Annotated in this window: 18 protein-coding genes; 10 read left to right on the forward strand and 8 right to left on the reverse strand. The window is 66.7% G+C overall.

The window, feature by feature from the left end; all coding sequences use genetic code 11:
- Positions 1 to 27: 27 nt before the first annotated feature.
- Entirely contained in the window at positions 28 to 246 is a 219-nt protein-coding gene (locus tag AWB78_RS22445; protein WP_062608192.1) for a DUF4148 domain-containing protein, read from the reverse strand.
- A gap of 205 nt (positions 247 to 451) precedes the next feature.
- A complete protein-coding gene (locus tag AWB78_RS22450; RefSeq protein ID WP_062608255.1) occupies positions 452 to 991 on the reverse strand; it encodes a thioredoxin family protein in 540 nt (179 codons plus the stop codon).
- A 240-nt stretch (positions 992 to 1231) separates the two neighbouring features.
- Here AWB78_RS22450 and AWB78_RS47695 point away from each other — a divergent pair, with 240 nt between their 5' ends.
- The 4 genes from AWB78_RS47695 (at position 1232) to AWB78_RS22465 (ending at position 5752) form a co-directional block, all read left to right on the forward strand.
- Entirely contained in the window at positions 1232 to 1375 is a 144-nt protein-coding gene (locus AWB78_RS47695; protein ID WP_167390430.1) for a hypothetical protein, read from the forward strand.
- The gene (locus tag AWB78_RS22455; RefSeq protein ID WP_062608193.1) at positions 1362 to 2105 is read left to right on the forward strand and encodes a response regulator; all 744 of its coding nucleotides are present in this window, start codon (positions 1362 to 1364) and stop codon (positions 2103 to 2105) included. The genes AWB78_RS47695 and AWB78_RS22455 overlap by 14 nt, the downstream gene beginning before the upstream one ends.
- Positions 2102 to 3439 carry a sensor histidine kinase gene (locus AWB78_RS22460; RefSeq protein ID WP_062608194.1) on the forward strand — a complete coding sequence of 446 codons (1338 nt, stop codon included), beginning with the start codon at positions 2102 to 2104 and terminating at the stop codon, positions 3437 to 3439. Before AWB78_RS22455 ends, AWB78_RS22460 begins: the two co-directional genes overlap by 4 nt.
- Before the next feature lie 294 nt (positions 3440 to 3733).
- Positions 3734 to 5752: a glycoside hydrolase family 28 protein gene (locus tag AWB78_RS22465; RefSeq protein ID WP_062608195.1), complete on the forward strand. Its 2019-nt coding sequence runs from the start codon at positions 3734 to 3736 to the stop codon at positions 5750 to 5752.
- Here AWB78_RS22465 and AWB78_RS22470 read toward each other — a convergent pair whose 3' ends face one another.
- The 6 genes from AWB78_RS22470 to AWB78_RS22495 all read right to left on the reverse strand — a co-directional run bounded on the left by AWB78_RS22470 (position 5753) and on the right by AWB78_RS22495 (position 10732).
- Positions 5753 to 6520, reverse strand: a complete 768-nt coding sequence (locus AWB78_RS22470; RefSeq protein ID WP_062608196.1) for a glycosyltransferase family 2 protein — start codon at positions 6518 to 6520, stop codon at positions 5753 to 5755. It abuts the gene before it with no gap.
- A 61-nt stretch (positions 6521 to 6581) separates the two neighbouring features.
- Positions 6582 to 7391, reverse strand: coding sequence for a lysophospholipid acyltransferase family protein (locus AWB78_RS22475; RefSeq protein WP_062608197.1), 810 nt, complete (start codon positions 7389 to 7391; stop codon positions 6582 to 6584).
- Positions 7384 to 8241, reverse strand: coding sequence for a MipA/OmpV family protein (locus AWB78_RS22480; RefSeq protein ID WP_062608198.1), 858 nt, complete (start codon positions 8239 to 8241; stop codon positions 7384 to 7386). The genes AWB78_RS22475 and AWB78_RS22480 overlap by 8 nt, the downstream gene beginning before the upstream one ends.
- Entirely contained in the window at positions 8241 to 9584 is a 1344-nt protein-coding gene (locus AWB78_RS22485; protein WP_062608199.1) for an NAD(P)/FAD-dependent oxidoreductase, read from the reverse strand. Before AWB78_RS22485 ends, AWB78_RS22480 begins: the two co-directional genes overlap by 1 nt.
- Positions 9585 to 9604: 20 nt before the next feature.
- Positions 9605 to 10321, reverse strand: a complete 717-nt coding sequence (gene fabG / locus AWB78_RS22490; RefSeq protein ID WP_062608200.1) for a 3-oxoacyl-ACP reductase FabG — start codon at positions 10319 to 10321, stop codon at positions 9605 to 9607.
- A 150-nt stretch (positions 10322 to 10471) separates the two neighbouring features.
- Entirely contained in the window at positions 10472 to 10732 is a 261-nt protein-coding gene (locus AWB78_RS22495; RefSeq protein WP_014252231.1) for a phosphopantetheine-binding protein, read from the reverse strand.
- Between the two features lie 465 nt (positions 10733 to 11197).
- Between AWB78_RS22495 and AWB78_RS22500 the strand changes: the two genes are divergently transcribed.
- The 6 genes from AWB78_RS22500 to AWB78_RS22525 all read left to right on the forward strand — a co-directional run bounded on the left by AWB78_RS22500 (position 11198) and on the right by AWB78_RS22525 (position 18320).
- Positions 11198 to 11860, forward strand: a complete 663-nt coding sequence (locus AWB78_RS22500) for a COG4648 family protein (protein WP_062608201.1) — start codon at positions 11198 to 11200, stop codon at positions 11858 to 11860.
- 20 nt (positions 11861 to 11880) lie between these two features.
- Positions 11881 to 13572, forward strand: coding sequence for an ApeI family dehydratase (locus tag AWB78_RS22505; RefSeq protein WP_062608257.1), 1692 nt, complete (start codon positions 11881 to 11883; stop codon positions 13570 to 13572).
- A gap of 68 nt (positions 13573 to 13640) precedes the next feature.
- Positions 13641 to 14543, forward strand: coding sequence for a lysophospholipid acyltransferase family protein (locus AWB78_RS22510; RefSeq protein WP_062608256.1), 903 nt, complete (start codon positions 13641 to 13643; stop codon positions 14541 to 14543).
- Between the two features lie 4 nt (positions 14544 to 14547).
- On the forward strand, positions 14548 to 15132 hold the full coding sequence (locus AWB78_RS22515) for a LolA family protein (protein ID WP_062608202.1): 585 nt from the start codon (positions 14548 to 14550) through the stop codon (positions 15130 to 15132).
- A gap of 6 nt (positions 15133 to 15138) precedes the next feature.
- Complete coding sequence (locus tag AWB78_RS22520; RefSeq protein ID WP_062608203.1) at positions 15139 to 17511, forward strand: MMPL family transporter; 2373 nt, start codon at positions 15139 to 15141, stop codon at positions 17509 to 17511.
- Entirely contained in the window at positions 17508 to 18320 is an 813-nt protein-coding gene (locus AWB78_RS22525; RefSeq protein WP_062608204.1) for a polysaccharide deacetylase family protein, read from the forward strand. Before AWB78_RS22520 ends, AWB78_RS22525 begins: the two co-directional genes overlap by 4 nt.
- Positions 18321 to 18346 lie beyond the last annotated feature (26 nt).

Raw genomic sequence — 18346 nt, forward strand, 5'->3', positions numbered from 1 at the left:
GAATTCGAAAACGGGTTGGCAAGCTAATCAACTGCCCTGGTACAGGCTGCGCAACGCGGCGATCTGGCCATCGCGTTGAGCCTGCACCAGCTCGCGTTTCACTTCGGCGCGCGTCTTGCCTTCGTACGCGTGCTTGGCGACGGCCTGTTCGGTCTGCACGCTCATCGGGTTGCTGGTCACGGCGGCGTGAGCCACGCCCGTCAAAGCGCCGGCGACGAGAGCAAATGCAACGATCGTGGATTTCATGGTGTTTCTCCTTGAGCGGATCAATCAGTCGGTTGAATGAGTTACGTCACTTGGGCTTCGCGGGTGCCTGTCTTGCGTTTCACTCGTGAGCCGTCGTTGTGTGTATTTGAATCCCCGGAGGTATCTGGCTTGTGTCGGGAAACCCGGTGCTGTGCAATGTTTTGTATCGCGTGCGTTCCAGATACATTGCGATACGAAGGCCCGCTCAGCGCTCGGCCAGCAGCTTCTGGATCGCGGCCTCGGTCTGCGCGTAATCGCCCTCGCCGACGTGCGTGTAGGCCACGCGCCCGTGTTTGTCGATGAGATAGAACGCCGGCCAGTACTGATTGCCGTACGCGGCCCAGGTCGCATAGCGGTTGTCCTGCGCGACGGGATACGTGATGCCGAAGCGCTCGATCGCGCGCTGCACGTTATGCGTGTCCTGTTCGAACGGAAACTCGGGCGTGTGCACGCCGACCACGACGAGCCCCTTGTCCTTGTATCTGGCGTGCCACGACTTCACGGCGGGCAGCGTGTTGACGCAGTTGCCGCACGCGAAGGTCCAGAAATCGACGAGCACGACCTTGCCGCGCAACTGCGCGAGCGTGAGCGGCTCGCTGTTGAGCCACTTGTCGATGCCGGCGAATTCCGGCGCTGCGTTGGCGTTGATATCGGCGCTTGCGGGCGCGGCGGCGTGCGCGGGCGCGATGGCGGCGCACGCGGCCAAACCGGCGCATGCGGCTGCCTTTCTGATTCCGGCGAGCATGACGAAGTCCTTTGATATGCGGTGGAAATCGGGGCGGTCCTCGATGAACCTGCCGCCCCGGCCGGCCGACGTTCGCATCGGCATGACCGCATTGGACTGCGCGCGCGTATCCCGCTTGTGTCGGGACATGCCGCGTTGCGCAATGTTATGTATCGCGCGGCATGCGGGATACACTGCGATACAAAACATCCGCCGGGGCGCGCTATAACGCAGTCATCGCGTCATCGGCGGGAGCTTCGAATGAAACGCATGCTGGCGGTCCTCGCCTTTCTCGTCGGCGGGATCGCGACGGAAATGGCCCATCCGGTTCAGTGTCTGCTCGTCAGCCCGAGCCGGGTGCAACTCAAGCGTCAACGACAACGATCCATCGATGGAAACCACTGATCACGTATTGATCGTCGACGACGATCGCGGCATTCGCGAGCTGCTCGCAAGCTATCTGGAGAAGAACGGCATGCGCGTGTCGCTCGCGGCGAACGGCCGGCAGATGCGCGCCGTGCTGGAGCAGCAAGGCGCGCCGGATCTGATCGTGCTCGATCTGATGCTGCCCGGCGAAGACGGCCTCGTGCTGTGCCGCGAGCTGCGCGCGGGCAAGTTCCGCGACGTGCCGGTGCTGATGCTCACCGCGCGCAACGAGGAAGCCGACCGCATTCTCGGCCTCGAAATGGGCGCCGACGATTACCTGCCGAAGCCCTTCGCCGTGCGTGAGCTGCTCGCGCGCATCCGCTCGGTGCTGCGCCGCACGCGCATGCTGCCGCCGGGGATGGAAGTGACCGAAGCATCGCCGATGCTCGGATTCGGCGACTGGCGCCTCGACACCACCGCGCGTCATCTGCTCGACGCCGAAGGCACGATGGTTTCGCTCTCGGGCGCGGAATACCGGCTGCTGCGCGTGTTTCTCGATCATCCGCAGCGCGTGCTCACGCGCGATCAACTGCTGAATCTGACGCAAGGCCGTCAGGCCGATGCGTTCGACCGTTCCATCGACCTGCTCGTGTCGCGTCTGCGTCAACGTCTGCGCGACACCGCGCGCGAGCCGCGCTACATCAAGACGCTGCGCAGCGAGGGCTATGTGTTCTCGGCCGAGGTCAAACCGCTCGGGTCTGCCGAATGAGCACGCTGTCGTCGCATTCCCTGCTGCACTGGCCGCGAACGCTGTTCGCGCGGCTCGCGCTGATACTCGTGGTCGGGCTGGCGCTCGCGCAGACCTTCTCGTTCCTTCTGACGATGCGGGAACGCGACGAATCGATGACCAACGTGATGATGGGCTACGTCGAGCGCGAGGTCGCGAGCTCGGTCGCGTTGCTCGATCATCTGCCGCCGGACGAACGCGCGGCGTGGCTGCCGCGTCTCGCGCGGCGCAGCTACATGTTCATCCTCGGACCGGGCATCACCGACGAAAGCGGCGCGCCGCCCGATGCGGCGCTCTCGGAGCGCTTCGCGCGCTCGATCGGCGAAGGCATCGGCAAGAAGTATCCGTTGACGGTCAATGCCGTGCCCGGCGATAAGGAGCGCTTCCAGGTGCATCTGAAGCTGACGGACGGCTCGCCGCTCACCATCGACATGCGTCCGATGGCCGGCACGCCCTTGTCCGGCTGGCTGCCGCTGGTTCTGGTGCTGCAACTGATCGTGCTCGGCGCGTGCTGCTGGCTCGCGGTGCGTCTCGCGACCGGCCCGCTCAAGCGCCTCGCCAGCGCCGCCGATACGCTCGGCCCCGATCTCAAGGCCGAGCGTCTGCCCGAATCCGGCCCGGAGGAAGTCGCGCGCGCGGCGAAGGCATTCAACGCGATGCAGGACCGCGTCTCGATGTACATGACCCAGCGCATGCAGATTCTCGCCGCGATCACGCACGACCTGCAGACGCCGATCACGCGCATGCGCCTGCGCGTCGACGTGATGGACGACGAGACGACCGGCGCGAAGCTCCAGCAGGACCTGAAGGAAATGGAATCGCTCGTGAAGGAAGGCGTGACCTACGCGCGCACGCTGCACGGCACGAACGAGGCGCCGCGCCGCATCGATCCGGACGCGCTGTTCGAAAGCATCGTCGACGATTATCTCGACGCCGGGCAGACGGTCACGCTCTCCGGCAGCATCGGCGGTGCGTTGATGGCGCCCCCGCAGGCGTTGAAGCGCGTCGTGGGCAATCTCGTCGATAACGCGATCAAGTATTCCGGCGCGGCCGAGATCGAAGTCGCCACGCGCGACGATGGCCGCGCCGTCATCTCCGTGCTCGATCGCGGACCGGGCATTCCCGATGAATCGCTGGAAGCGGTGTTCGAGCCGTTCGTGCGGCTGGAAGGCTCGCGCAACCGGCAGACGGGCGGCACGGGGCTGGGCCTCGCCATCGCCCGCCAGCTCACGCTCGCGATGGACGCGTCGCTGACGCTGCATCATCGCGAAGGCGGCGGGCTGGAAGCCCGGCTCGTGCTGAAGACGGCCGCATAAAAATACGACGTCCTATTTCGCAATCGGCCTACATGTTAGCCCCGCTTGACGCCGCCTAGCCAACTCCGCTAACGTTTGCTCCATGACGCGCGGCCCCACGCGCGCACCCCACATGGCTGGAGACGTCATGCTTCGTCGCGATATAGTTGTACGACATCGTTTGTGTACCCGGCAACGTCCTGCGCTGACGCCGCGCTGACGCGCGTTTTCTCTTCCTTCACATACGCCCCAAATCGGCCGCCGCCGCGTCCGCGCGTCGTCGCGCGCCTGCAGAACACACACAAGGAGACATCGATGAAGCAACCGAAAAACGCACCGGCTGTACGATCCGCCGCGCGCCGCACGTTCGTGAAATTCGCCGGCATCTCGGCGGGCGCGCCGCTCATCGGCGCGATGAGCACGTTCGGCGTGCTCGCCGGCTGCGGCGGCCACGACGACAACTCCGGCTCCAGTTCCAGCTCCGGCACGACGCCGCCCGCCGCGCAAGACCCGATCTGGGGCTCGTCCGGCTCGGCGACGCAGATCGTGAACGCGCTGCAGAGCGTGTCGAAGTCGATGTTCCCCGACCGTCAGTTCCCCGTCACCGATTACGGTGCGAAGCCCTGCGCGGTCGTCGCGGCGACGAATCCGTACACCGATCCGGCGAAATCGCCGCTGTCCACCGGCGCGGACCAGACCAACGCGCCCGGCTCGTTCGACTCGCGCCCCGCGTTTCTCGCGGCCATCGCGGCATGCAACGCGGCGGGCGGCGGCCATGTCGTCGTGCCCGCGGGCACTTGGTACTGCGCGGGGCCGATCGTGCTGCTGTCCAACGTCGATTTCCATCTCTCCGCGAACTGCACGATCTACTTCAGCCCGAATCCCGCCGACTACGCGAAGGACGGCCCGATCGACTGCGGCGCGAACGGCAAGCTCTACTACAGCCGCTGGCAGGCCAACGATTGCCTCAACTACGGCCCGCCGGTCTACGCGCGCAACCAGAAGAACATCGCCGTGACGGGCGAAGGCGACACATCCGTGCTCAACGGCCAGGCGATGACACCGTTCGCGGGCAGCGGCAACACGGCCACGTGCTGGTGGACGTGGAAGGGCAACAGCGGCGTCTACGGCTGCGTGAATTCGTCGACGCCTTCGCAGGCATCGGTCAATCCGAACAACGTCGATCTGAAAACCGCGGTGCCCGGCATCCCGGATGCGCTCTACGCCAAGCTCACCGATCCCGCCACGCCCTGGCAGCAGGACCAGAATTACCTGCCCGCGCTATCGGAAGCGGGTGTCGCGATCGAGAAGCGCATCTTCGGCATCGGGCATTATCTGCGGCCCTGCATGGTCGAATTCATCGGCTGCACCAACGTGCTGATGGAAAGTTATCGCACGAACAACACGCCGTTCTGGCAGCATCATCCGACCGATTGCGAGAATGTCGTGATGCGCGGCGTGACGGTGGACAGCATCGGCCCGAACAACGACGGCTTCGACCCCGACGCGTGCGACATGGTCCTCTGCGAGAACGTCACGTTCAACACCGGCGACGACTGCATCGCGATCAAATCGGGCAAGGATCTCGACACGCAATACGGCCCGGCGCAGAACCACGTCATCCAGAACTGCACGATGAACAGCGGCCACGGCGGCATCACGCTCGGCAGCGAAATGGGCGGCGGCATCCAGAAGATTTATGCGCGCAACCTGCAGATGCTCAACAAGTTCTGGGCGACGAATTCGCTGAACATCGCGATCCGCGTCAAGACGAACATGAATCGCGGCGGCTTCGTGAAGGACTTCTACGTCGACAACGTGACGCTGCCCAACGGCGTGAGCCTCACGCCTTCGGGCTACGGCAGCAGCATGCTCGCGGGCAGCCCGATCAACTCGACGGTGCCCATCGGCGTGGTGACGGCGACGGCGGCGAATCCGTCGGCATCGCAAGGCGGGATCATCACGTTCGATTGCGATTATCAGCCGTCGAAGGACGCGATCCGCACGCGGCCCGCGCTCGTGCAGAACGTGAATATCTCGAACGTGAAGGCGAGCAATGTGTCGCTGAACGGCGTGACGGGCTCGTGCTTTCAGGCGATCGTCGCGCAAGGTCCGGTCGCGTTCGACTACAACGGGCCCGCGCCCACGCCGGCGATTCCCGCGATCACCGGCGTCACCATCACGGATTGCGATTTCGGCACGCCGGCCGCCGCCGGTCCCGCCACCGCGACGACGCCCGGCCCGATCTACGCGTACAACGTGCACGACATCGCGTTGAAGAACACGGTGATCGCGGGCGTGACGATGAACTCGACGGTCAGCGATCCGCGTTGATCATCGTCCGCTGAGTCTTCGCAGGATGAGGAGCGGCAATCGCAGCACGAAGCCGAAGAACAGACGCGCGTGCATCCACGTGAGCAGCGCGTTGTCGCGGCCATAGTGAAAATGCGAGACGCCGCCCTCTTCCGGCGTGAAGTAGCGCACGGGCGCGTCGAGGTTGATCGGGCGCACGCCGCGCCAGCACAGACGCACGACCGCCTCTGGATCGAAGTCGAAGCGGCGCATGAAGGGCTGCCTGCGCATTAGCGAAGCGAGCGGCGCTATCGGATAGACGCGAAAGCCGTACAGCGAATCGCCGATGCCCATCCACAGCGTTTCGAGATTCGCCCAGCCGTTCGAGATACGCCGTCCCTGCACGCGCAACTGCGGCGCGCTGGCGTCGAATTTCGGGCGGCCGAGGATCATCGCGTCGGGCGCGTTCATCGACGTTTGCATGAACGTGCGGATCAGCGCGGCGGGATGCTGGCCGTCCGAGTCCATCGTGAGCGCGTGCGTGAAGCCGAGCTTCGCGGCTTCGTCGAGGCCCGCGAGAATCGCTGCGCCCTTGCCGCGATTCTCCGGCAGCACGATCACGCGCAGGTCCGGATCGGCTTCGGCCATTCTCATGAGGCGTTCGGCGCTGCCGTCCGTGCTGCCATCGACGACGACCCACACCGGATTCCACTGCTCGCGCGCGCCCCGCACCGTTTCTTCGACTTTCTCGCCGGGGTTGTAGCTCGGAATGAGGACGAGATGCGTGGATGATGCGCGTGTCGAAGGCATTGAAAAAACGAAAAGCGGAATGGGATGCGACGAATTTTAACGTCTGCCGACGCGGACGCTTTCAGCCGCGCGGGCGATGCGCGTCGAGCTCGCCCGCATAGAAGCGCTGCAATTCGCCGATGAACGCCTGCAACGCGGCGTGGTCGCGTCCCGGCGGCGCGAAGCGGCGGCCGAGCGTCACGCGATAGGTGATCGGCAGCGCGGGCTTCTTGAAGATTTGCCAGCCCTTGCCGAGAAAGCCCGAATCCGTCTCGATGATGAGCGTCTGCACCGGCACCTGCGCGCGCGCCGCGATCAGCGCGATGCCGCCCTTCAGCGGATTCACCGCCGCCTGCCCGGTGCGCGTGCCCTCGGGAAACAGCAGCAGCGGCGCGCCGCGCTGCAACTCGGCGACGGCCGCGCGAATCAGCCCGACGGACGTATCGTTGACGATATAGCCCGCGAGCAGCGCGCCCGGTCCGAGGAAGACGTTGCCCGCGACATCGCCCTTCATCACGCAGCAGGTGTCGGGCACGCGCGACGCGATCAGGAGCGCGTCGAGCAGGCACGGATGGTTCGGCGCGAGGATCATCGCGGGCTGGCCCGCGAGCGAATCGAGGTCCGAGAGATCGAAGCGGCAGGCGCCGAGCGTGCGCAGCAGCGCGAAGTACATATGCCACACGCGCTGCACGACGGTACGCCCGACGCGCCGCCCGGCATCGACGGACAGCACGCGCCGCAGAATCAGCGCGAACGGAAACCACGCGAGACACACGAGCGCCAGCACGACGAGCGCGAAATAAAACGCCACGCATTGCCACGCGGATTCGAGCGCGGCCACGAACGACGGCTTCCCGTCCGCGCCGCCGATTTTCCGATGCGCGTCACTCATCGCTCGACACCATTTTCGACGACTGCCCGAACACCCACGCGACCGCCACGCCGCCCGAGAGCACGCTTTTCTGCCGGACGAGCGGGCTGTCGGCGAAGCTCGCGCCCGCGATGTTCGCGTAGCGCATGAACGCGCCGACCCAGTAGCGGCTGAAGCGCCGCGACATCGACACGAGCGCCTGCGTGCCCGCGTAGCCGCCGCTCGCCTGGAACGCGGGACGGCCCGGCGTCGCGTATTGCGGCGCGACCGTGTAGTAGTGGTCGCTGTACTTGCCGTCGGCGAACATCGGCCCGGCGAGCATGCCGACGCGCAAGCCCGAAACGCCCGCGACATCGACGAGATCGAGGTTCACGTTCGGCTCGAACTGCCAGCCGACCGTCTTCGGCGACGATTCCAGCGTGATGCCCATGCGCACCGGCAGACGCAGATCGAGCAGCATGTCGCGCGACGGCGTGCGCCACAGATGCACTTCCACCGACGGGCCGATTTCGATCGTCGGCTTGAGATCGGGCATGCCGGCGCGCGCGTTGTCGTCGTGGCTGGACACGGGCAGCGAGCCGAGCAGGCTGATATTGAAGTTGACGCGGTCGGTGTCGAGCAGCTGGCCGCGCACGCCGTCGCGGTCGGCGCGAAAGAACTTGCCGCGATAGATCACATACGGAAACGGGAAGACCCACGCGCGCGTCTGGTCGGAGCCGGGATAGTGCGGAAACGCGGCCACGCCCATGCCGATGCCGAGTTCCCACAGCGGCTTGCTCGGCGGCGGCATGTCTTCCGCGCGCGCCGCCCCGCTCGCGATGAGCAGCATCAGCAGCGCCACGCGCGGTGAACGGATTACCGGCATCGTCATCAATTGGCCGACGGCTCCGCACGTTCCGCGTCGCTCAGATTGCGGCGGCGCTGGCGGTACGCGCGCAGCGAGTTGCGCCAGTCGAGCGCCGCCGCGATGTAATACACGCTCTTGAACGCGCGCAGCGAATGCCAGATCGGCGTCGTGCCGAAGATATCGCCCGCGAGCAGCGACAACAGCGCTTCCTTCATGCGCAGCGGATTCTTCGGGCCCATGAAGAGATTGCGCATCGTCGGCGAGGTCATGCGATAGATGAACCACGAGAACTCGCGCGGACCGTGGCGCATGTCGCGATCGAACTTCGCGAGCGCGGCTTGCGCATGGGCGGGATTCGCGAGCGCCTTGTCGATGGCTTCCGCGCCCGCGAACGCGCTTTGCATCGCGAGCATCACGCCGGACGAGAACACGGGATCGATGAACGCGAAGGCATCGCCGAGGAGCAGGAAGTTGCGCTCGTGCGTCATGTCGCCGGTGTAGGAATAGTTGCCCGTCGCGTGGACGTCGCTGATCAGCTCGGCATCTTTCAGGCGCCCGGCGAGCGGCGCGCACAGCGCGATGGTCTCGCGAAAGAACGCCTCCACCGACGTGCCCTTCGGACGCTGCTTCAGATACGCGGGCCACACGACCGCGCCGACGCTCGTCGCGCCGTCCGCGAGCGGAATGAACCAGAACCAGCCGTGCTCGAACCAGAACACGGTGATGTTGCCCTCGTTCGCGCCTTCGTTGCGCTGCGCGTTCCTGAAGTGGCCATACAGCGCCGACGAGTTGTGTCGCTCGTTACGGCGCTTGGTCTTGAAGTGATTCGCGAGCAGCGTGTCGCGGCCCGATGCATCGACGACGAAGCGCGCCCGCACTTGCTCCGTGCGGCCATCGTCGTGCTCGGCGTTGATCGTCGCGTTGGAACCGTCCGGCGCGAATGCGACATCGCGCGCGCGGCAGCCTTCGCTCACGTGCGCGCCGTGCTTCGCGGCATTGCGCAGCAGGATGTCATCGAGTTCGGAGCGGCGCACCTGATACGCGCTCGGCATCGACTTGTCCCAGGCATCGGCGAAGAAAAAACGCTGCGTGCGATTGTCGTGCTGCGGCGACACGAACTCGGCCGCGAGCTTGACCATGCCGATGGCGCGCACTTCATCGGCGACGCCGAGCTTGTCGAAGAGCCGCAGGTTCGCGGGCAATAGCGATTCGCCGATATGAAAGCGCGGATGCCGCGCCTTCTCCAGCACGCGCACGCGATAGCCGCGGTCGGCGAGCAGCGTCGCCGCCGTCGCTCCGGCGGGACCGCCGCCGATCACGACGACATCCCAGGTTTGCTGCGCTTGCGTTTGCGTCGCTTCGCTCATCCCGCTCCTCTTTGTCTGCTTCAGGCGATTCCGCCGTTGATCGACATGACCTGACCGGTGACATACGCCGCCGCGTCCGACACCAGATACGCGACCATGCCCGCGACTTCCTCCGCGGTGCCCGCGCGCTGCGCCGGCACCAGTTGCTTGATGCGCTCGGGCGGAAACGCCTGGCCGAGCATCGGCGAATCGATGACGCCGGGCGCGACCGCATTCACCGTGATGCCGCGCGACGCGAGTTCCTGCGCGAGCGCGCGCGTCGCGCCGATCAGGCCCGCCTTCGCCGCCGCGTAGTTCACCTGCCCGCGGTTGCCCATCATCCCCGACAGCGACGACATATTGACGATGCGTCCCCAGCGCGTGCGGATCATCGGCATCAGCAGCGGCTGCGTGACGTTGAAAAAGCCGTCGAGCGTGACGTCGAGCACGCGTTTCCATTGCTGGCGCGTCATGCCGGCCATCGGCGCGTCGTCGTGGATGCCCGCGTTGTTGACGAGAATCTGCACCGGGCCGTCCGCCAGAATGCGCGCGAGCGCGGTTTCGGCGGCGTCGGGATCGGTCACGTCGAAGGCGATCGCATGCGCCGTGCCGCCCGCCTCGCGGATCGCCTGCGCGCAGCTTTCAGCGCGGTCGATGCCGCCGTTCGCGTGAATCCACACTTCGTGTCCGGCGGCCGCGAGCGAGCGGCTCACCGCCTGTCCGATCGCGCCGCTGCCGCCCGTCACGAGCGCGCGCATGGCGTGGCTCCCGTCATCGATTCCATTTCGCTTGTCCGTTTCCCGTGTTGCGTGGCCGCATCGGGAGCGCACGAGCGTGCGCGTCGTTCAGTCTCGATGCGGCGGATTTCACTTGCGTGACGGCGGGCCGCGCCCGCGCCAGTGCACGCCTCAGCGCGTGCGGTGCGCGGCAACGTGCGCCGCGAGCGCGCCGAGGTTCGCGAAGATCTTCTGATTGTCCGGATTGTCCGAGCGCAGCTCGAAGCCATATTTCTTCGAGATGAGGAGCGCGATCTCCAGAATGTCGATGGAATCGAGCCCGAAGCCTTCTTCATACAGGCGCGTATCGGCCGAGACGGCCTTGGGATCGACATCCTCGAGATTCAGTTCGGCGACGATCAGCTCGGCGAGCTCTCTTTCCAGTTCATTCATCGTATGCACAGACCAGCGCAAAAACGCGCGGCAAGGCCGCTCGCAAGACGTGCGCCCCGCGCTCTCCGCACGCTGCCGGCTGCCTGTTTTTGAGGTAATTGCAGTGGCGAAATTCTAGACGATGCTCTGTCGGGACGCCTAGTGGAAAAGGTAACCGGCCCTGCGGTTCGCTGCGCCGCGATAATTTCGAGAAAAATCAGTGGCTTCCCGCGCCGCTCGGGTGGCTGCGCCGGTAGGGTAGAATCCGCCCGTCTGACGAATGTAAGATCATCGAACAATCGGTTACAGACCCGGCTCGCCCCCACGCGAGAAAATGTCCCTCAGGCGGGCGACTGCCGTCTTTTTGTCCAACAAACGAGCGTTCAGAAAGAGCGCCGCAGCCGCATCCATGTTGCGTACCTTTTTCCTTCGATCAGCGTTCCCGCACCGGCTTTCCCGCGCCTTCCGCGCAAACGGAGCGCGCCGATGAGCGCCGTCCGGTTCGCACGCTTCCTGCGCGCAGCGGGCGTCGTGGGCGCGATCGCCGCGTATCAGTTCGGCGCGCACCATGCCGCGTCGACGCCCGGCGCGCACGGCCTCGGTCTCGCGCTGGTGCTCGCGCCCCTTCTGCTCGTCGCGCTGAACGCCGCCGTGCGCTCGCCGGCGCGTGCGTGGCTGCTGCCGTTGTGGGCGCTCGCCTGCGCCGTGCTGTGGCTCGGCCGCGCGCCGCTGACCGAGCATTTCGGCTGGGGCCTGTGGCTCGAGCACGCAAGCTTCAATCTCGCGCTCGCATGGATGTTCGGGCGCACGCTCGGCCAGGGGCGCGAACCGCTCTGCACCCAGTTCGCGACGATGGTCCACGGCAAGCTCGAACCGCGCGTCGGGCGCTATACGCGGCGCGTCACCATCGCGTGGACGCTCTTTTTCGTCGCCACGGCGTTTGTGTCGACGATGCTGTTCGCGTGCGCGTCGATCGTCGCGTGGTCCACGTTCGCCAACTATCTTGCGCTGCCGCTCGTCGGACTGATGTTCGTCGTCGAGTACGGCTGCCGGCGTATCGCGCTGCCGGGCATGAAGCCGTCGAGCATCATGGACTCGGTTCGCGCCTACACGCAGTCGATGCAGATGCGTCGCAGCGGGGCGCAGTGATGCCGACGAAGTCATCGCCCATGCAGACCTTTCCGCTGGTTTTCCACTCGTCGCCGGATCAGGTGATCGCCTGGCGCAACGGCGCGCCCGTCACGGTGCGGGCGTTTCTCGCCGATGTGCGGCGACTCGCCGATGCGCTCCCCGAAGGCGGGCATGTGTTCAACGTCTGCACGGATCGTTACCGCTTCACGGTGAGCCTGTGCGCGACGCTCGTCGCTGGAAAAACGAGCCTGCTGCCGTCCACGCATACGCCGGAAATGGTGCGCGCCCTCGCCTCGTTCGCGCCCGACGCGTTCTGCCTGCACGACACCGACGATTGCCCGATCGATCTGCCGCGCTTCCGCTATCCCGAATCCGCCGTGGCGCACGTCGACGGCGAAGCGAAGGTGCCGCAGATCGACGGCGCGCGCGTCGTCGCCTACGTGTTCACGTCCGGCTCGACCGGCGTGCCGGTGCCGCATCGCAAGACGTGGGGTTTTCTGGTGAAGAACGTGCGCGCGGCGGCGGACCGGCTCGGGCTGCTCGGAGAAGACCGCGCCACGCTCATCGGCACCGTGCCGCCGCAGCATATGTACGGCTTCGAATCGACGGTGCTGCTCGCGCTGCTCGGCGGCCTCGCGTTCAGCAACCGCCAGCCGTTCTACCCCGTCGATATCCGCGCGGAACTCGATGCCATTCCCGAGCCGCGCGTGCTCGTCAGTTCGCCGATCCACCTGCGCGCACTGCTGACAAACGAGGAAGCGTTGCCGCGCGCGTCGCTCGTGCTGTCGGCGACCGCGCCGCTTTCCGAGAAGCTCGCGCTCGACGCCGAAGCGCGTCTGCAGGCGCCGCTGATGGAAATCTACGGCAGCACCGAAACCGGCCAGATCGCGACGCGCCGCACCGCGCGCACCGCCGCGTGGGAATTGTTCCCCGACATCGCGCTGACGCCGCGCGCCGATGACGCCGGCGAACAAACGATGTGGGCATCGGGCGGCCACGTCGAAATGCCGGTGCCGATGGGCGACGCGCTCGAACTCATCGACGGCACGCATTTCCTGCTGCATGGCCGCAAGGCGGATCTGATCAATATCGCGGGCAAGCGCACGTCGCTCGCGTATCTGAATCACCAGTTGAACGCGGTGCCGGGTGTCGTCGACGGCGTCTTCCATATGCCCGACGAAACTCACGCCGATAGCGAGCCCGTGCGCCGCCTGATGGCGCTCGTCGTCGCGCCGGGACTCGCGGCGGCGGACTTGCAGCGCGCCTTGCGCGAGCGCATCGACGCCGCGTTCATGCCGCGTCCGCTGCTGTTCGTCGATTCGCTGCCGCGCAACGCCACCGGCAAGCTGCCGCGCGAAGTGCTCACGCAACTGATCGAGCAGGAGCGCAATCGACGCGCTGCGCTCACGTTCACCGTGCCGCCGGAACATCCCGCGCTCGCCGGACATTTCCCCGGCCGTCCGATCGTGCCGGGCGTCGTGCTGCTCGACCACGCGCTCGATGCGATCGGCGCCGCGCTCGGCCGCAACGTCGACGCGTGCAGGATCGAATCCGCGAAATTCCTGAGCCCGGCCGAACCGGGCGAAACGCTCGACATCGCCTATGAAACGGCGGCGAGCGGTGCGGTCCGCTTCACGATCCGCGCTGGCGCGCGCACGGTGGCGAGCGGCGCGCTCGCGGCGCCGTCCGCTCCGCCGATGACCACCGCCACGGACACGCACGCATCGTGAACGAGCCGCGCAACCGCGACGACTGGGCCGACCGCCAGGAGCGCAGCAACCTCGCGCTGCTGCGCTTCATGACGTGGATATCGCTGCGCTTCGGGCGGGGTATCGGGCGCGTGCTGCTGCGGGTCATCACCGCGTATTTCGTCGTCTTTGCACCGCGCGCGCGGCGTGCGTCGCGCGCGTATCTGAACCGCGCGCTCGGCCGCCATGCGGGCTGGCGCGATGGTTACCGGCATGTGTTCTCGTTCGCGTCGACGATCCACGACCGCATCTATCTGCTGAACGAGCGCTTCGATCTGTTCGATATCCGCACGCACGGCGTCGAGGACGTGGAAGCCGCGCTCGCCGGCGGACGCGGCGCCTTTCTGATGGGCGCGCATCTCGGCAGCTTCGAAGTGGTGCGCGCGATCGGCCGGGTGCAGCCGCATATCCGCATCGCGATCACGATGTACGAGGAAAACGCGCGCAAGATCAACGCGATCCTCGCCGCCGTGAATCCGGCCGCGCATCACGACGTGATCGGTCTCGGCAAGGTCGATGCGATGCTCAAGGTGCGCGAGCGGCTCGACGCGGGCAGTCTCGTCGGCATCCTGGCGGACCGCACGCTGCGTCAGGCCGGCGACGCGCTGAAGGAACGCGATTTCCTCGGCACGCCCGCCGCGTTTCCGCTCGGGCCGCTGCATATGGCGGCGGTGTTGCGCCGTCCGGTCGTCTTCATGACGGGGCTGTATCTCGGCGGCAACCGCTACGATATCCACTTCGAAACGATCGCGGATTTTTCGAAGGTCGAGCGCGCCGATCGCGCCGCCGCTGTCGATGCCGCGCTCACGCGCTATGTCGCGCTGCTCGAAAAATACTGCCGCGCCGCGCCATACAACTGGTTCAATTATTTCGACTTCTGGCAGGCGAATGCCGCGCGGGAGCCCGCGCGCTCGGCCGATGGCCGTCTGCGGGAAGCAACGAGGGATTCCTGATCTCATGCGAGTTTTCGCCGCCGTTTTGACGGCCGCTTTGCTATCGGCTTTTTCGACGACCGGTGTCGCCGCCGACGCGCCCTGGACGCTCGATCGACTGATGAACACGCTCGGCGCGAAGAAATCCGGCCGCGCGCACTTCATCGAGACGCGCTATCTGAAGATCGCGCAGGAGCCGCTGGAATCGTCGGGCGAACTGGTGTTCGTCGCGCCCGATCATCTGGAAAAGCATACGGTCAGCCCGAAGCCGGAGAATCTTGTCGTCGATGGCGACATGCTCACCGTCGATCGCAACGGCCGCAAGATGACCATTCCGCTGCGCAACTATCCGGAACTGAGCGCGTTCATCGAAAGCATCCGCGCGACGCTCGCGGGCAACCGCTTCGCGCTGGAGAACGCGTACAAGGTGTCGGTCGATGGCAAGGGCGACGACTGGACGCTCACCCTCGTGCCGATCGATTCGCGCATGAAGCAGAAAGTCAGCTCGATCACGCTCGCGGGCACGGGCGCAGCGCTCGCGCGTGTCGAGATCCGGCAGGCCGACGGCGATCGCTCGCTGATGCGCCTGCAAGACGCGTCGGCGCACTGACACGGCATGCGCGCGGTTCTTCGTCAGCCTGCGGTCATCGTCTGGCTGTGCTTTCTCGCGGTGTGCGCGGCGATCATCGCGCGCACGACGTTCTCCGCCGATCTCTCCGCTTTTCTGCCGCGCTCGCCGAGCGCGCAGCAGCGTGTGCTCGTCGAGCAGTTGCGCGACGGACTGGTGTCGCGGCTGATACTCGTCGGCATCGAAGGCGGCGATACGAAAGGCCGCGCGGATATTTCGCGCAAGGTCGCGTCCCGGTTGCGCGAGGACAAGCGCTTTTCGGCGATCAACAACGGCGAGCCGGTTGGCCAGGCGCGCGACGAGCGCTTCGTTTTCGAGCATCGCTATCAGTTGAGTCCCGCCGTGACGCCCGAGCGCTTCAGCGAAGCCGGCCTGAAGGACTCGCTCGCCGATAGCCTCGATCTGCTCACCTCGTCCGCCGGCATGATGGCGAAGGAGCTCTTGCCGCACGATCCGACCGGCGAAGTCACCGCGCTCGTCAGTCAACTGGACAGCGCCGCGCAACCGGCGATGCGGGACGGCGTGTGGGCCTCGCGCGACGGCACGCGCGCCGTGCTGCTCGCGCAGACTGCGAGCGCCGGTTCCGACACCGACGCGCAAGCCAGCGCGATGGCCGCGATCCGCGATGCGTTCGGCCGGGCCGCGCCGGGCGCGTCGCCGTATCGGCTGGTGATGACAGGCCCCGGCGTGTTCGCTGTCGAAACGCGCGACACGATCATGCGCGACGTGCGCTGGCTGTCGGCGGCGAGCATCGTGCTGATCGTCGTTTTGTTGCTCGCGGTGTATCGCTCGGTGCCGACCTTGCTGCTCGGCCTGATGCCGGTGCTTTCCGGCGTCGCGGCGGGCGTCGCCGCCGTGAGCCTCGCGTTCGGCACCGTGCATGGCCTCACGCTCGGCTTCGGCACGACGCTGATCGGCGAGGCCGTCGATTATTCGATCTATCTCTTTGTGCAATCGGCGGGCATGACGTTCAGCGGGCGGCGCGGATCGCTCAAGGAATGGGTCGCGGGCTTCTGGCCGACGATCCGCCTCGGCGTGCTGACGTCGATCTGCGGCTTCGCGTCGATGCTGTTCTCGGGCTTTCCCGGTCTCGTGCAACTCGGGCTGTATTCGATCGTCGGTTTGTCGACGGCGGGCATCGTCACGCGCTTCGTGCTGCCGCATCTGCTGCCGCAAGGCTTCGCGATCCGCGACGTCTCGCGCCTCGGCAATCTGCTCGCAAGTTTCGCGGCGCACGCGTCGCGTTTGCGCGTGCCGCTCGCGGTCTTGCTCGTCGGCGCGGTCGCGGCATTGCTGATGCAGCGGCACGGACTGTGGAGCCAGGAGTTGTCGGCGCTGAGCCCGGTTCCGCAGGCGAGCCAGGATCTCGACGAACGCCTGCGCGCGGATGTCGGCGCGCCCGACGTGCGCTATCTCGTCGTCGTGTCGGCGGCGACGGAGCAGGCGGCGCTCGAACACGCGGAAGCGCTCGCGCATCGACTGCAGCCTCTGGTCGATGCGCGCGTGATCGCCGGTTACGAAAGCCCGGCGCGCTATCTGCCGAGCGATGCCGCGCAGCGTGCGCGCATCGCGAGCCTGCCGCCCGCCGATGCCTTGCGCACGCGCCTCGCCACGGCATTGCGCGATCAGACGATCCGCGTGAAGCCCGAGGTCTTCGAGCCTTTCATCGCCGATGTGGAAGCCGCCCGCGCGCAGCCGCTGCTTCGCCGTGCCGATCTGCAAGGCACGTCGATGGCGCTCGCGGTCGATTCGCTGCTCACCGAACGCGACGGCCGCTGGACCGCGATGCTCCCGCTGCGCGCGGCCGAAGGCTCCGACGTGCAGGCGCAGAAGATCCGCGCGGCGGTGGCGTCGGCGCAGGTGCCGGACGCGCTTTTCGTCGACATGAAAAACGAGGCCGACCGCCTGTATCAGAACTACGTGCACGAGGACATTCGCCTCTCGCTCGGCGGATTCGCCGGGATCGTCGTGCTGCTCGTGCTCGCGCTTCGCTCTCCCGTGCGCGCCGCGCGCACGCTCGCGCCGCTCGTCGCGGCGGTGATCGTCGTGATCGCGGGGCTGGCGGTCGCGGGCAAGTCGCTCACGATCCTGCATCTGATCGGCATGCTGCTGATCGTCGCGGTCGGGTCGAACTATGCGCTCTTCTTCAACTATCGCGCGCACGCCGAGGACAACGCGATCTCGCCGCAAACGCTCGTCTCGCTCGTGATCGCGAATCTCGCGACGGTGCTCGGCTTCGGCCTGCTCGCGCTCTCGAAAGTGCCGATGCTCGAGACCTTCGGCCTGACCGTCGGCCCCGGCGCGATTCTCGCGCTGCTGTTTTCGGCGATTCTCGCGCCGCGTTCGGGCTTCACACGATGAACGCGCCCGGCACGCCACGCCGATGGACGCCGACGCCCCTTATCGGCGGCGCGGCGGCCGTGCACGCGGGCGCGCTCGCGGCGCTGGCCGTCGCGCCCGCGATGTGGCCGTGGGCGGCGGGCAGCGTGATCGCGTCGCATCTCGCGCTGACGGCGGCGGGACTCTGGCCGCGCAGCGCGCTGCTCGGCCACAACTGGACGACGCTGCCGGAATCGGCGGGCGAATGCATCGCGATCACGATCGACGACGGTCCCGATCCCGATGTCACCCCGCGCGTGCTCGATCTGCTCGACGCGCATGGCGCCCGCGCGACGTTCTTCTGCATCGGCGAGCGGGCGCTGCGCTATCCGCGCATCGTCGAGGAAATCGTCGCACGCGGGCATGCGGTCGAGAATCACAGCCAGCGGCACCGGCATAACTTCTCGCTGACGGGACCGGGCGCGATGCGGCGCGAGATCGACGCCGCGCAAGCGACGCTCGGCGAGATCGCGGGCACGCGGCCGCTCTTCTTTCGCGCGCCGGCGGGATTGCGCAATCCGTTCCTCGAACCGGTGCTGTGCGGTCTGGGCTTACATCTCGCGAGCTGGACGCGGCGCGGCTTCGATACCCGGACCGGCGATGCGGCGCTCGTCGCGCGCCGTTTGCTGCATGGGTTCGCCGCGCGCGACATTCTGCTCGTGCATGACGGCCACGCCGCGGCCGATGCGAACGGCGCGCCCGTCGTGCTCGCCGCGCTCGATACGGTGCTGCGCGCGGCGGCCGATCGCGGGCTCGGCACGGTGACCTTGCGCGAAGGAATTGTGGGCTAGACTGCACGAGCCCACCGCTCATCCAT

This window comes from Caballeronia calidae (assembly GCF_900044055.2).
In the GTDB taxonomy this organism is placed as follows: Bacteria; Pseudomonadota; Gammaproteobacteria; order Burkholderiales; family Burkholderiaceae; genus Caballeronia; species Caballeronia calidae.